The sequence below is a fragment of the Bradyrhizobium canariense genome (assembly GCF_900105125.1).
GTDB lineage: Bacteria > Pseudomonadota > Alphaproteobacteria > Rhizobiales > Xanthobacteraceae > Bradyrhizobium > Bradyrhizobium canariense_A.
In genome coordinates, this window is the sequence record NZ_LT629750.1 from 2,626,873 (window position 1) to 2,641,476 (window position 14,604).

10 protein-coding genes are annotated in these 14,604 nt (G+C 62.1%); 1 reads left to right on the forward strand and 9 read right to left on the reverse strand.

All coding sequences use genetic code 11. The annotated features are described in order from the left end of the window. Positions 1–56: 56 nt before the first annotated feature. From BLV09_RS37225 to BLV09_RS12610, 6 genes are all read right to left on the reverse strand, one after another. On the reverse strand, positions 57–200 hold the full coding sequence (locus BLV09_RS37225) for a hypothetical protein (protein WP_167558711.1): 144 nt from the start codon (positions 198–200) through the stop codon (positions 57–59). A gap of 195 nt (positions 201–395) precedes the next feature. Further along, positions 396–1,274 carry a transglutaminase family protein gene (locus BLV09_RS12585; RefSeq protein WP_146687512.1) on the reverse strand — a complete coding sequence of 293 codons (879 nt, stop codon included), beginning with the start codon at positions 1,272–1,274 and terminating at the stop codon, positions 396–398. Then, positions 1,271–3,781 (reverse strand): circularly permuted type 2 ATP-grasp protein, encoded by a 2,511-nt coding sequence (locus BLV09_RS12590; RefSeq protein WP_146687513.1) that lies wholly within the window; start codon positions 3,779–3,781, stop codon positions 1,271–1,273. The genes BLV09_RS12585 and BLV09_RS12590 overlap by 4 nt, the downstream gene beginning before the upstream one ends. Positions 3,782–3,807: 26 nt before the next feature. Continuing rightward, positions 3,808–7,083 (reverse strand): DUF2126 domain-containing protein, encoded by a 3,276-nt coding sequence (locus tag BLV09_RS12595; protein ID WP_146687514.1) that lies wholly within the window; start codon positions 7,081–7,083, stop codon positions 3,808–3,810. Between the two features lie 1,173 nt (positions 7,084–8,256). Further along, the gene (locus BLV09_RS12605; RefSeq protein ID WP_146687515.1) at positions 8,257–8,970 is read right to left on the reverse strand and encodes a hypothetical protein; all 714 of its coding nucleotides are present in this window, start codon (positions 8,968–8,970) and stop codon (positions 8,257–8,259) included. A 183-nt stretch (positions 8,971–9,153) separates the two neighbouring features. After that, positions 9,154–9,513: a hypothetical protein gene (locus tag BLV09_RS12610; RefSeq protein ID WP_167558712.1), complete on the reverse strand. Its 360-nt coding sequence runs from the start codon at positions 9,511–9,513 to the stop codon at positions 9,154–9,156. Between the two features lie 225 nt (positions 9,514–9,738). Between BLV09_RS12610 and BLV09_RS12615 the strand changes: the two genes are divergently transcribed. Further along, complete coding sequence (locus BLV09_RS12615; RefSeq protein ID WP_146687516.1) at positions 9,739–10,713, forward strand: Bug family tripartite tricarboxylate transporter substrate binding protein; 975 nt, start codon at positions 9,739–9,741, stop codon at positions 10,711–10,713. Positions 10,714–10,997: 284 nt separating this feature from the next. Here the strand turns inward: BLV09_RS12615 and BLV09_RS12625 are convergent, their stop codons facing one another. From BLV09_RS12625 to BLV09_RS12635, 3 genes are all read right to left on the reverse strand, one after another. Next, complete coding sequence (locus tag BLV09_RS12625; protein ID WP_146687517.1) at positions 10,998–12,521, reverse strand: UxaA family hydrolase; 1,524 nt, start codon at positions 12,519–12,521, stop codon at positions 10,998–11,000. Positions 12,522–12,617: 96 nt separating this feature from the next. Beyond that, positions 12,618–13,394 carry an HpcH/HpaI aldolase family protein gene (locus BLV09_RS12630; protein ID WP_100380738.1) on the reverse strand — a complete coding sequence of 259 codons (777 nt, stop codon included), beginning with the start codon at positions 13,392–13,394 and terminating at the stop codon, positions 12,618–12,620. A 117-nt stretch (positions 13,395–13,511) separates the two neighbouring features. After that, the gene (locus BLV09_RS12635; protein ID WP_146687518.1) at positions 13,512–14,597 is read right to left on the reverse strand and encodes a malate/lactate/ureidoglycolate dehydrogenase; all 1,086 of its coding nucleotides are present in this window, start codon (positions 14,595–14,597) and stop codon (positions 13,512–13,514) included. Positions 14,598–14,604: the final 7 nt, after the last annotated feature.

Here is a 14,604-nt window from a genome sequence, read left to right on the forward strand (position 1 = left end):
CGAACGAACCGGCTTTCAAGCGCCTTATTGGCATCCGCCAGTCCGCGCGATGCCGCTTAAAGCCACTGCGACGGAATCTGGAGATCACAGACAAAGGCCAGCGCCAACGACATTGAAAGGCCGGCGATACTGAACATCGCGATCTGACTGAACAGATTGCATTCCAGTTTCGAACACACAATCCATTTGAAGTTAGACATGGCACACCCTTCCCGACAGGTTTCGCGAGATGAAGCTCTCGTCTAAGAACCTCAACCCATCGTAATCCGATTAAGGCGAGCCTTACCCGCAATCCCGTCAAGGTTCCGGCCGGCCGAATTGCAAAACCGTGGTTAAAAATGCGGGCGGCTCATGTGGTCAACCGCAGGTAAAGGCCGATCACTCACCACCAGGCTTCATTCGACCAGCAGTACGTCCACCGCGACCGCGAGCTTTTGCTTGCGGGAGCCGACAATGATGCCGTCGACCGGCGAGACATCGGAAAAGTCCCGTCCCACAGCCAGAACGATGTGATCGTTCTCGACGAGAATATCGTTGGTCGGATCAAAACCGATCCAGCCGACGTCAGGGCCGCACCACAGCGAGACCCAGGCATGGGTCGCGTCCGCGCCTTGCAGGCGCGGCTTGCCGGGCGGCGGGATGGTGCGCAGATAGCCGCTGACGTAAGCCGCTGGCAGCCCGAGACCGCGCAGGCCCGCAATCATCACATGGGCAAAATCCTGGCAAACGCCATGGCGTTTTTCGAAGACCTCCTTCAGCGGCGTCGAGATCACCGTCGCTTTCGGATCATATTTAAAATCAGTGCGGATCCGATGCATCAGGTCGACGGCGCCCGCAAGGATCCCGGATCCCGGCTGAAAACTCGCGGACGCATAGGCGGTGACCGGCTGCTGTACCGGCACCAGCGGGCTGGCAAAGACATACCCCACCGGCGAGGACGGACCGAGACTCGTGGCCGCGAACGCGACGTCGCGAATGCTTTCCCATGGCGGAGTTTGCGCAGTGCGATCAGGCGCGTGGCGAGAGACCGAGACCCGCGATCGAGAATCGATGCGAAGACTGCGATGCGCGGTCTCGATCAGGACGTTCTCGGTATGCGTCCCGAAGAAGTCGTGCCGTATCGTACGCTCTGCCGGCCGCGGCCTGATATCGACGGCGTGAGAAAGCAGCTGCTGTCCGTCGCTGCTCTTTGGCTCCAGCCGCAGCGAACAGCGCGCGAAGCTGACCGGACTTTCGTAACTGTAGGTGGTGACATGACGGATGTCGTAGATCACGCGAGGCCCGTCAGCTTCTCGGGCCGGCTCGCATTGGCACCATGCGGGAAATAATGCGACCCGATGGCATCGGCGAGGATGAGCAGATCCTGCTCCAGCGCGAACAGCGTTTTGACTTCAAGGCTCGTGGCTTCCGCCGTTGTCAGCATCGCCTGCAAGGCCACCGCGAGCCGCTGCGGACGCTCGATCAATCCATGCTCTTTCAACGCCGGAAGATTGGCGATGTGATCATTCAGCGCCGACACCTGAAACGCGACCGAGCGTGGATTATAGGGGTCAAGCACCACGAGATCGCGCACCGGCGCCAGCAGAGCTCCAACCAGATAGCGCGAGCGATAGGTGATCTGGCAATCCGCCAAGGTCAGGAGGATGTCGAGATCCTCGTCGCTGGCCTCGTCATAGGCAAACTGACGCGCGAAACGCGCGGTATTGATGGCACGTTCGGCGCGGCGGCCCACTTCGAGAAAACGCCAGCCCGCGGCGCGGTTCATGTTTTCCTGCGCCAGCCCCGCAAAGCTCGCCAGCTCCTGCAATGTCAGTTCGGCAGCGCTAAGAACGCCGTCGTCGTCGTCGACCTCGAAGGCGAGGCGTTCCGCCATTTCGGTGATCACCTGCCAGGCGTCCGGCGACAGCCGTTCGCGCAATGATGTCGCGGTCCGCTGCGCTGCGCGCACCAGCGACAGGGCCGATCCGAACTTGTCCGGGTTCTGCAGCGCCTCGGCTGCGATCCTCGCAGGATTGGTCCGTGTCGTCTGCGATACCGCCCCCCATGCCACCAGCATCCGCTGGATCCGCTCCACCGAAGGCAGCGCGGTCGAAGGCCCCTTGCCAGGATCGCGCATCGGCGTGCCGAGCGCCCGCACCAGCCGCAGCGTCGCCTCGGCACGCTCGAGGTAGCGGCCGAGCCAGAACAGATTGTCGGCGGCGCGGCTCGGCAGCACGCCGGCAATCCGCCTGATCCGCACGGTATCGACGGCTGGCAACAGCGTCGCGGTTGAGACCGCCTTGTCCGAGACCACCCAGACATCAGCCGATCGGACGCCATCGCCCATCGACACCGCACGGGCATCAGGCTGCTCGGCGATCCGGCAGAAGCCGCCGGGCATGATGGTCCAGCCATCGGGTGTTGCCGCCGCAAAAACCCGCAGCACGAACGGGCGCGGCGTGATCCGGCCATTTTCCCACACCGGCGTGGTCGACAGCCGGACCAGTTCCTGGCCGACATAATCGATGCCGCGTTCGTTGATCGCGGCCTTGAGCCGCTCGCGCTCGCTCGGCGACAACTCGCTGGCAAGCACCGGCCCGTTTCCTGGAAAGCCGGGAACGCCCCGGCCATAGGCGCCCTCGATGGCGACTTCATCGAGCCGCGACAACACTTCCTCGCGCGCGGCCTTCTGGCCGCACCACCATGTCGCGATGTGCGGCATCTTCAGGTCCTGGCCCAGCAAACGCCGGCTCAGGCTTGGCAGAAAGCCCAGCAGCGCCCGTGCCTCCAAAACGCCTGATCCCGGCATGTTGGCAACGACCACACCGTCCTTGCGCAGCACATCGATCAGTCCGGGCACGCCGAGATGCGATGAGGCATCCAGCTCCAGCGGATCAAGCCAATTGGAATCGACCCTGCGCAGCAATACGTCGAGCCGCTTCAGGCCGGCGACGGTGCGGATGTAAACGCGGTCGCCGCTGACGGCGAGATCGTCACCTTCCACCAGCAGGAAGCCGAGATAGCGCGCCAGCGTCGCATGCTCGAAATAGGTCTCGTTGAAATTGCCCGGCGTCAGCAGTCCGATCCGCGGCTCATCGCGATCGGCGCTCGCGCGCAGATTGTCGCGGAAGGCCTCGAAGAACGGCGCCACGCGTTCGACATTCATCGACTTGTAGAGATTGGAAAAGGCGCGCGACAGCACGAGGCGATTTTCCAGCGCGTAGCCGGCGCCCGATGGCGCCTGCGTGCGGTCGCCGAGCACCCACCAGCGCCCATCGGGTCCCCGGCCGACATCAGCGGCATAAAGATGCAGATAGCGCCCACCCGGCGGTTTGACGCCGCTCACCGCGCGCAGATATTCCGTGCTGCCGGCAATGGCGGCCGCGGGTATCGCACCCTCGGCGACAAGGCGGCCTTCGCCGTAGAGATCGCTCAGGACCATTTCGAGCAATTGCGCCCGTTGCGCGATGCCGGCGGTCAACTGCTGCCAATCGGCGTCATCGATGATGAGCGGCAGATGGCTCAGTGGCCAAATCCGGTCGGCACTGTCGCCGGGCGTGCGATAGGTCACGCCGGCTTCGCGCAGATGGCGGTCGGCAGAGGCGAAGCGCCGCTCGATGTCGGCCGGCGTCAACGCGGCAAAGGCGTCGAAAAATCGGGTCCAGACCGCACGGGGCGCCCCATCCTCGCCGATATATTCATCGGGAATTCCGGGCAGGCGAACGTAATCGCGCGCCCATTGCGCCATCCGGCGATGGCCCGGACGGGCCTTGCTCTCCTGATTGCCGGCTTGTTCCGCCATCCGACTCTCCCGCCCTAGGCCAGTCCTCAATGCAGGAGCGGCGTCCTCAAGTCGAGGGTCAGCGGAAATTCAATTGTGCGTTCCTCGCGCGGCGGGTCGATCTTGCCGGGGGTATGGCCGTGATCCTGAAACCGGGCCAGCCGCCGCGCCTCGGCTTCATAGGAATTGACCGGCTTGGTGTCGTAGCTGCGGCCGCCGGGATGCGCCACGTGATAGACGCAGCCGCCCAGCGACCGGCCATTCCAGGTATCGATCAAGTCAAACGTCAGCGGCGCGTGAACCGGAATGGTCGGGTGTAGCCCCGAGGCGGGCTGCCAGGCCTTGAAACGAACGCCCGCGACCGCCTCGCCGGAGCGGCCGGTTTCCGTCATCGGCATCCGCCTGCCGTTACAAGTCACGACGTGACGGCCTTCGACAAAGCCCGCGGCCTTGACCTGCAACCGCTCCACCGATGAATCGACGTAACGTACCGTGCCGCCAGCCGAGCCCTCCTCGCCCAGAACATGCCAAGGCTCGAGCGCCTGACGCAGTTCGAGCGAAACGCCGCCATGGTGAACATGGCCGAACACGGGAAAACGGAATTCGAGTTGGGCTGCATACCAATCCGGCGAGAAGTCATAACCGGACTGCTTCAGTTCGGCGAGCACGCCCAGAAAATCCTCCCAGAGGAAATGCGGCAGCATGAAACGATCATGCAGCGTCGTGCCCCAGCGCACGAACTTGCCTTGTTGCGGCTCCCGCCAGAGCTTGGCGACCAGCGCCCGGATCAGCAATTGCTGCGCCAGGGACATGCGCGGGTCGGGCGGCATTTCCAAGGCGCGAAATTCGACCAGCCCAAGCCGGCCGGTCGGACCATCGGGTGAATAAAGCTTATCGATGCAGATCTCGGCGCGGTGCGTGTTGCCGGTGATGTCGACGAGGATATGCCGGAACAGCCGGTCGACCAGCCACAGCGGCGCCTTGACGCCCTCCGGCGGCACGTGGGCCAGCGCGATTTCCAATTCATAGAGGCCATCATGCCGGGCCTCGTCGATGCGCGGCGCCTGGCTGGTCGGCCCGATGAACATGCCCGAGAACAGATAAGACAGCGACGGATGCCGCTGCCAGTACAGCACCAGGCTCTTCAGCAGATCGGGACGGCGCAGGAACGGCGAATCCGCAGGCTTGCCGCCGCCAACCACGACATGATTGCCGCCGCCGGTGCCGGTATGCCGGCCGTCGACCAGAAAGCGATTGGCGCCTAGCCGGACCTTGGCGGCGTCTTCGTAGAGGCCGAAGGTGATATCGACGGCTTCGCGCCAATTGCTCGCCGGCTGAATGTTCACTTCGATCACGCCGGGATCTGGCGTCACCTTGATGACTTCAACGCGGGGGTCGAACGGCGGCGGATAGCCCTCGACATGCACCTGCATCTGCATCTCTTCAGCGGTCGCTTCAACCGCCGTGACTAACTCCAGGTAATCCTCGAGCTTTTCTACCGGCGGCATGAAGGCGCAGAGAATGCCGTCGCGGATTTCGATCGACATCGCCGTGCGAACGCCGCCGGATTTGAGTTGCTGCTCCTGCACGTCCTGATGCGGCGCGGCTTCGGCCTGGGCGGTCTGGTCATACACCGGCAGCGCTCCGCGCGGCTCCAGCGGATCCTGCTCGACGATGTAGGGATACTCCTCCGCCGGGATATGCGGCAGCGACGAGATCGGCAGCCGCAGGCCGAGCGGAGAGTCGCCGGGCGTGAGAAACAGATTGCCGCGCCGCAGCTTCCAGCGTTCGCTGCGCCAGCGTCCCGCGTCGGCGTTCCAGCGCTGGATCGGCAACACGAAGCCTTTGGGCGTATTGAGCCCCTGATCGAACACCCGCGCCATGCGCGAGCGCTCTTCCGGATCGGATAATTTGGAATCGCTGGGGTCGACGTTCGGCGGCAGACCTGCTTCCTTTTGCAGCCAATGGGACGGATCCTCGAACGCCGGCAGGACATATTCGGAATCGACGCCGAGCTTTTGCGCGGTGGCTTCGGCGAACCGCTCGGCATCGTTAATGTCCGCCCGGCGCGGGTTTTCGATCTTCGCAATCAGATCGGAATTCTTCCAGATCGGGACGCCGTCCCTGCGCCAGTAGAGTCCGAACGCCCAGCGCGGCAGGCTCTCGCCCGGATACCACTTGCCCTGGCCGTAATGCAGCAAGCCGCCGGGCGCGAAGCGCGCGCGCAAGCGCCTGATGAGGTCATCGGCCAGGCCGCGCTTGGTCGGGCCGACGGCCGCGATATTCCATTCCGGCGATTCCAGATCGTCGACCGAAACGAAGGTCGGCTCACCACCCATCGTCAGGCGCACGTCGCCGGCTTTCAGATCGGCATCGACCTGCTCGCCGAGCCCGTCGAGGCGCGCCCAGGATTCATCCGAGAACGGCCGCGTGATCCGCGGCGCTTCGCGGATGCGCTTGACGCTCATCTCGAAGCCAAATTCGACGTTGGCAAAGCCCGCGCTGCCGCTGATCGGCGCCGCCGAGCGATAATGCGGCGTGGCGGCGACGGGAATATGCCCTTCGCCGGTCAGCATGCCCGAGGTGACATCGAAACCGATCCAGCCGGCGCCCGGCAGATAAACTTCGGCCCAGGCGTGCAGATCGGTGAAATCATTCTCGACCTCGCGCGGCCCCTCGACCGGATCGATGTCGGGCCGCAACTGAACGAGGTAACCGGAGACGAAACGGGCGGCCAGACCGAGATGCCTGAAGATCTGGATCAACAGCCAGGCGGAGTCGCGGCACGATCCCGCGCCGGACGCCAGCGTCTCTTCCGGCGTCTGAATGCCCGGCTCCATGCGGATGATATAGCGAATCTTTTTCTGCAGTTGGGCGTTGAGATCGACCAGGAAATCGACGGTGCTTTCGGCCTTGCGCGGAATGCCGGCAAGATAGGCGGCAAACAGCGGCCCCTCCTCGGATATCGCGAGATAGGGCGCGAGCTCGGTCCTGAGGTCGTCGGTGTATTGAAACGGAAAGCTGGTGGCGTAGGGTTCGACGAAGAAATCGAACGGATTGACCACGGTCATCTGCGCGGTGAAATCGACCTCGATCTTCAGCTCGGTGGCTTTCTCGGGAAAGACAAAACGAGCCAGCCAGTTGCCCTGCGGGTCCTGCTGCCAGTTCACGAAATGATTTGATGGCGTAACCTTGAGTGAATAGCTCAGGATCGGCGTACGTGTATGCGGCGCCGGCCGCAGGCGAACGGTTTGAGGGCCGAGGTCGATCGGACGATCATATTTGTAGTGTGTAACGTGATGTAGCGCGACGAAGATCGACACAGACTGACCACTCCAGCAGCTTTTTTAAGCAGAACACTGGTTTGGGGGTCGATCAAGCACTAACAACGGGCACGAGCTGCCTACGCGAGGGGCGTAAGCACCGTCATTCCGGGATGGTCCGAAGGACCAGACCTCGGATGCGCAATTGCGCATCGGGGAATCTCGAGATTCCGGGTTCGATGCTTCGCATCGCCCCGGAATGACGGCGCGCAGGATGGTGGAGCGAAGCGATACCATCTATTTCGTCTATGAAAGCGATGGGTTTCACGAAGGAATCAACCCATCCTACGAGCTAAGCTGGGACGACCAGCCAGGTGCCGAATCCCTTCAAACATGCCTCACGCTCTCGCCGCGCGATGCGCCCGAGCTGATGCAAAAACTTCCGCCCAGAGGGCGTGGGGAATGCCGGGCGCCCAGTGCACCCGCAGCCTCGTGTGCGCATGGTGTTGGTAAGTATGCACACGAGTATTCACAGCAGTCACACCGGAAATCGCCCGGCATTCCCGCACGCAATGGTTTTAACGGTTTACTTCGTGCTCTCCCCGGCGATCGGGCTCTTTTGCCACCGTCGCCTCGCGGACCAAAGGTTCTATCCAGCCCGGTTGAGCCGAACGAGCCTCCGCAAGACTTGACGCCAGCGTCGAGGCGTCAGGACCACACGACTTCACCGTCCGCGGACTCCGTCTTCGACAAAAGTCATCAACGCGATACGGTTTGTCGCGCCGAAGCCTCGGCGAAGGCGGAAAAAACAGCGTCGTCGTCTTGCGTGCCTGATATCGCTCACGGAGAGCAATCCGCCCTGCGACCCCATCGCACGCCTGACGCTGCCGCGTCCACCGCATCTCATCCCGCGTCCGTGACGATCGCGATACGCCCCTCCTGTGGGACGAGACGGCGGCGGGTATGGAGGTGATTTGGAGAAAAACGGAATGGGAATATTTTTCGCTATGGGACTCGACAGCCCCGATCACACCAAATCTAGCCCGTCGGGCGCGGGTGCTTTTTGCACGGCGTCATCCGCCCGTTCGACGGAAAGAATAATCTGACACGTTGGGTAAATCGACGGCATTCATTCATAATCTCGGCAGACCGCCCTCAGCGGCCCCGCTTGTGCCGGCTCTGCGAACACGATTCTGTTTCTCGGACCTCCGCTGCTCAGCGTTTATGTGAAGTTCACCTAAGCCGGTGCCGAACTCCTTGCGTGATGGCAAGTTCAGCGAACCGATTCGCAAGCCTAGCCCAAATGGTATGCATATTATCAATGCCGCCCGCATTCCTAGTCCCCCAACTTCCGGTATGGGGCACGCCGTAAATCTCAGCCCCATTCTGGTGTTGGGTGTGAGCGTTAGGCAGCGATGCTTCGCTTAGCTTGCTTAGCGGATGACCTAGGGCAAGTTGAATCGCGTTGAACGTTCCTTTTCCGAGGCAAAGGACCATGCGGGGCTGAACAATCTCAATTTGCGGGAGGGCGTATTTTTCCGCGCAATACGCAAGGTCTTCAATCGGAATCTTGGCGCTGATGGTTCCAGGTTTGATAAAAACAAACAAGTTCGTTGCGTAGGTGTCAGCAAACTCCAGTCCAAAATGCTTTTTGAGAAGTGCTTTCAAGGTTTTGTTTGTCGGAAGATTAGCGTCTTGACCACAGAGCTTTCGCGCCTCTTTCTGCGCTGGTTTGCTTCGCTTTGGTGATTCTAAGGCTTCTGCTGAGGACCAATCTTGGGCCACAATCATCAAGCCAGCATCCAGGTTGCAAGCCGATATAGTCCAAGGAGTTATCCAATCGCCATCGTAGAAGCCATCGTCGAAGTCAGACAGCGCATGATACTTTGGATTTCTATCCTGCTTTCGGAGCAAGATTAAATCAGCCAGGGCTTCCTTCTTACCCACCTGTGGCTATCCTTCGAAATTCCGAAAATCTCTTGGCGCATCATATTTTATAGCACGTAGGATGGGTGGAGCCAACGGGTCCGGCCTTCGGCCGGCCCGATGATAAACTCCGCGATACCCATCGATTTAAAATTTGCGAAGATGATGGGGTTCGCGAAGGGCTCAACCCATCCTACAATCTGCTCAGCCGCAATTCCAGATCGGCCCGATAGGTGTCTGCGTCCAGCACGGACCAAAGCTGCCGCCATTGTAGCGGCCGCGGGCAAAGCCGGGCCGGCCGAAATAGTACCGGTCGCCATCATACCCGTAATAGCTAGGGACCGGGTCAATATACCAAGGGCGTCGCTCGCGGCGCGCCATACGCAGCACCGCAGGTTCCTGGCGATAGAGCGGCAGGCTGTTGTTCAGCGGCTGATGATAGCCCGGCAGGAAGCCATAGCCATGCCAGCGTGGCGCCGGCCGCTTATGAATTGGCGCAGCCAGCGCGACCACCGACAGCAGCGACAGAACGACAGCAATTGATAGACACACGAGGCGCGACATAAGCACACCATAGACAGTCGGCTGTGGGATGGCCATTCAAATCCGAGTGCAAAGTTTCTTCGCGGCCTACTGCAGATCCGCCAGTCGAGGATCCTGTGCCGCCGCTGCGCGCAGCCGATCGCGGTCTGGGCTGCCTTGCGGGTGCTGCTCGCCGGTGCCACACTTAGCCCTCAAGTCCGACGGCAAAGACCGGGCAAGCGGGCATACGGGACAATCGAGGGAACGATGAAGCTCGCTGCGAACCTGTTCGCCGCCCTGTTTGTGCTGCTCGCGGCGCAGACCGCCTCGGCGCAATCGAGTTATCCGAACCGGCCAGTGAAAATCCTGGTCGGCTTCACACCCGGCACCGCTCCCGACCTTGCGGCTCGCATTCTTGCCGACCGGTTTGCGGAAGTCTGGGGCACGCCGTTCGTGGTCGAGAATATTCCCGGCGCCGGCAGCAACATTGCCACCGACCGCGTCGCCAAGGCGGCCGCCGACGGCTACACGCTGCTGATGGGCGGCAACCCGTCGCTGGTCATCAATCCGAGCCTGTATACGACACTGCCATTCGATCCGATCAGGGATTTCGCACCGATCTCGCAGGTATTCATCGCGGCGAACGTGCTCGCCGTTCCGCCCGAGCTGCCGGTCAAGAGCGTGGCGGAGCTGGTGGCGCTCGCCAAAGCCGAGCCCGGCAAACTTTCCTATGGCCATGCCGGCGTGGGCACGTCGCAGCATCTGGCCGCCGAATTGTTCAAATACATGGCGCATGTCGATATTGCGCCGGTGCCCTATCGCGGCACCACGGCGTTCATGCCGGACCTGCTCGCCAACCGAATCTCCATGTCGTTCGCCAATATCGTGAACGTGGTGCCGCTCGCGCGCGAAGGGAAATTGCGCGCGCTGGCCATCACTTCGCTCAAGCGCTCGGCCCTGGCGCCCGACCTGCCGACCATGGCGGAATCCGGCTTCCCTGGCTTCGAGGCCGTGCCGTGGTTCGGCCTGCTCGCGCCGACCGGCACGCCGAAAGATGTTCTGGACAAATTGCACGACGAAACCGTCAAGGCCCTGGCGACGCCCGAGGTGCGCAAGAAGTTCGACGAACTTGGCCTCGAGCCGGTCGGCAACACGCCGGCCGAATTTGCCGCGATCATCAAGAAAGAAACGCCCGAATGGGCAAAAGTGATCAAGGATGCCGGCATCAAGCTCGGCAACTAGCGCGTGGGATGGGTCGAGCCAACGGGTCCGGCCTTCGGCCGGCCCGATGATAAACTCCGCGATACCCATCAACTAAATTTGCGAAGATGATGGGTTTCGCGAAGGGCTCAACCCATCCTGTGGACAGCTCCTAACAACGGGCACAGGATGCCTAGGCGGGAGGCGTATGCGCCGTCATTCCGGGATGGTCCGTAGGACCAGACCTCAGATGCGCAATTGCGCATCGGGGAATCTCGAGATTCCGGGTTCGATGCTTCGCATCGCCCCGGAATGACAGATTAATCCTACATCGTAGCCCCAAGCACCCAGGGCGCGAATTCGGCGCCGCCGAAGTCGAAGCTCTCGCTCTTGGTCGGCTGTCCCGAAGCGGTCTTCAGCATCAGATCGAAAATGCGTTGGCCGCATTGCTGCACGGTTTCCTCGCCGTCGAGGATGGTGCCGCAATTGACATCCATGTCGTCTTCCATCCGCTTGTACATCGGCGAGTTGGTCGCGAGCTTGATCGATGGCGCAGGCTTGCAGCCGAACACGCTGCCGCGGCCGGTGGTGAAGCAGACAAGATTGGCGCCGCCGGCGACCTGCCCGGTCGCCGCGACCGGGTCGTAGCCAGGCGTGTCCATGAACACAAAACCTTTCTTGGTGACGGGCTCGGCGTAGTTCAGGACATCGACCAGGTTGGTGCTGCCGGCCTTGGCCATCGCGCCGAGCGACTTTTCCAAAATCGTGGTAAGGCCGCCGGCCTTGTTGCCCGGGCTTGGATTGGCGTTCATTTCGGCGCCTTCACGCTCGGTGTACTCCTCCCACCAGCGCATCAACGACACCAGCTTTTCGCCGACCTCGCGGCTGACCGCGCGGCGCGTCAGGAGATGCTCGGCGCCGTAGGTTTCCGGCGTTTCCGACAGGATCACGGTGCCGCCGTGCCGCACCAGCAGATCGCTCGCCGCTCCCAGCGCCGGATTGGCGGAGACGCCGGAATAACCATCGGAGCCACCGCATTGCAGGGCCACCGTCAATTCACTGGCCGACACCGGTTCGCGTTTTACTTTATTCGCATCGGCCAACGCCTCGCGAACAAAGGCAACTCCGGCCTCCACCGTCTTGCGGGTCCCGCCGATTTCCTGGATTTCCAGTTCGCGCAGGCGGCCGGCGAGCTTCTGCTCCTTCATCAATCCGCCGATCTGGTTGACCTCGCAGCCAAGCCCCAGCACGACCACGGCGGAAAAATTGACGTGCCGCGCATAGCCGCCGAGCGTGCGGCGCAGGATCGTCAGCGGCTCGTCCTGCGTCATGCCGCAGCCGGTCTTGTGGGTCAGCGCGACCACGCCGTCGACATTCGGGAAATCGGCCAGCGGGTTGTCGCCCGTGAACGGGTTTTTCTTGAAGACATCGGCGACCATGCCGGCGACATGCGCACTGCAATTCACCGAGGTGAGGATGCCGATATAATTGCGGGTCGCGATCCGGCCGTCGGGGCGGCGAATGCCGTCGAAAGTCGCAGGCAGATCGAAATTGGGTGTCGGCGTGACGTCGACGCCAAAGGCGTAGTCCTTGGCGAAATCGCCCATGCCGCAGTTCTGGGTGTGGACGTGCTGGCCCGGCAAAATCGGCGTGGTCGCAAAGCCGATGATCTGGCCATAACGACGGACCGGTTCACCGACCGCGATCGGCTTGATCGCCACCTTGTGGCCGGCGGGAATGCGCTCAACCGTGGTCACGCCGTCGGCCACCACCATGCCGGGCGGCAGGCTCGAGCGCGCAATCAGCACGCCATCATCAGGATGCAATCGAATGACGGGTGCTGGGGTCATGGGTTGTCTCCTGTGAGATTTGCGAATGGTGAGCAGCGAATGGCGAACAGAATTAGTTCTACGCGCTACTCCCCATTCGCTATTCGCCTTTTTCAGTTACGCCTTGCCGCCGGAATCCTTGCGGGTCTGATTCACCTGCATCTTGGCGTAGGTCATCATCAGTCCGCTCTCGTTCGATAGCGTCACGAGCTTGAAACCCATGTTGATCGCGCGCACCGCGCCGTCGGCGCCGCTGCAATGAATGCCGGGATAGAGGCCGCGCTTGCCGCACTCTTTCACGATCTTCTCATAGATCTTGAGGATTTCCGGCTCGTCGCGGTCGAGCTTCGGCACCAGGCCATAGGAGAAGCCGAGATCCGAGGGGCCGATATAGACGCCGTTGATGCCCTCGACATCGAGGATCGATTCCATGTTTTCGACCGCCGTCTTGGTCTCCATCATCGGCAGCAGCACGATCTCGTCATTGGCGGTCTGCTGATAGGTGCCGGCCGAGCCATACATGCCGGACCGGATCGGGCCGTTCGAACGCGTGCCGCGCGGCGGATATTTGGCGTAGGAAACGAGGTTTTCCGCCTCCTGCTTGGTGTTGACCATCGGGCAAATCACGCCATAGGCGCCGCCATCGAGCACCTTGCCGATGATGCCCGGCTCATTCCAGGGCACGCGAACCATCGGCGTCACCGGGTGGCCGTTCATCGCCTGAAAGCACTGCACCATCGACTGGTAGTCCTGCACACCATGCTGGATATCCACGGTGACGCTGTCGAAGCCGCATTGCGCGATCACCTCGGCGGAAAATCCCGACGGGATCGCAAGCCAGGCGTTCACCACAGCCTTGCCCGAGGCCCATACTTTCTTGACGTTGTTTGCCACTCTGTTTCCTTCCCTTTTTTCCGAACCTGCCGTCATTGCGTAGAGCCTGGCGCTGAAGCAAGACAGTCCAGATTTCGCAGCTCTGGATTGCTCCGCTGCTCCCGCCAGCGGCGCAGATTATGCCGTTGCCCGCTGGATGCTGACTTCGCTGACACCTACTTCGCGGGCAGTATTCACTATCGCCGCCCAGGTATCGTCAGGCAAGGGCACACCGTTCTTGGTGCGATCGGCCCGCATCCTGGCCTCCGGTTCGCCCGGAATCAGCACGGAATCGACGCCGGCGGCCGGCTTGGTATCCTTGAAATATTTGACGTAGCGCGCGATCTCGCCGTCGAAAAAGTTGGCGGGATCGACCAGCTTGGGATCGACATAGAACGCGAACATGCCGTTGGCGAAGCGCCGGTCCGGTCCGGTGGCGCCGGTACCGGTCAGCGCGCCGCCGAGCAGTTCGCAGATCAGCGCCAGACCCGAGCCCTTGTGCTCGCCGAATGCCCGGATGGCGCCCTTGCCCTGGCTGTGGTCGCGCGGCCCTTCCGCGGTGTGCGGGCCGTAGAGCACCGCCGGATCTTCGCTCAGGGTGCCGTCGAGATCGATCAGCGCGCCTTTCGGCAGTTTCTTGCCGCCGCGGCTGGCGACCAGCACCTTGCCTTCGGCGACGATCGAGGTCGCGAAATCCAGCACGATCGGCCCCTGCCCCTGGCGCGGAATGCCGACGCAATAGGGCGCGGTGGAAAGCCGCCGCTCGACACCCCCGTAAGGCGCCACCAGCACCGAGCCGGCAGCGTTGACGAAATGCACCGAGACCAGGCCCTCGGCGGCGGCCATTTCAGCCCAGTCGCCGACCCGGCCGATATGTCCGGCGTTGCGCAGCGCGACCGCCGCAAGGCCCGATGCCTTGCATTTCTCGATGCCGATCCTGACGGCCTGGGGCGTGACCGTCTGCCCGTAGCCGAACTTGCCATCGACCACCGCGAGCGAGGGGGTATCGACGACAACCTCAACGGTCTGATCGGGAACAACCGATCCCATCTTCTTCCAGCGGATATAGACCGGAACCCGGATCACGCCGTGACTGTCATGTCCTGTCAGGTTGGCGGTCGTCAGATACGTCGCGATGCGCCTGGCTTCTTCGGGCGAAGAGTCCGAATGGGAGAAAACTTCGGCAACAAAATTGATGAGGTTCGGAACCTGGATGGTGACCATGGATCGA

Excerpts from the sequence above, each read along its gene's own strand:
- BLV09_RS37225 (WP_167558711.1), bottom strand. The coding sequence starts at position 200 with ATGTCTAACTTCAAATGGATTGTGTGTTCGAAACTGGAATGCAATCTG.
- BLV09_RS12590 (WP_146687513.1), bottom strand. The coding sequence starts at position 3,781 with ATGGCGGAACAAGCCGGCAATCAGGAGAGCAAGGCCCGTCCGGGCCAT.
- BLV09_RS12610 (WP_167558712.1), bottom strand. The coding sequence starts at position 9,513 with ATGTCGCGCCTCGTGTGTCTATCAATTGCTGTCGTTCTGTCGCTGCTG.
- BLV09_RS12615 (WP_146687516.1), top strand. The coding sequence starts at position 9,739 with ATGAAGCTCGCTGCGAACCTGTTCGCCGCCCTGTTTGTGCTGCTCGCG.
- BLV09_RS12625 (WP_146687517.1), bottom strand. The coding sequence starts at position 12,521 with ATGACCCCAGCACCCGTCATTCGATTGCATCCTGATGATGGCGTGCTG.
- BLV09_RS12635 (WP_146687518.1), bottom strand. The coding sequence starts at position 14,597 with ATGGTCACCATCCAGGTTCCGAACCTCATCAATTTTGTTGCCGAAGTT.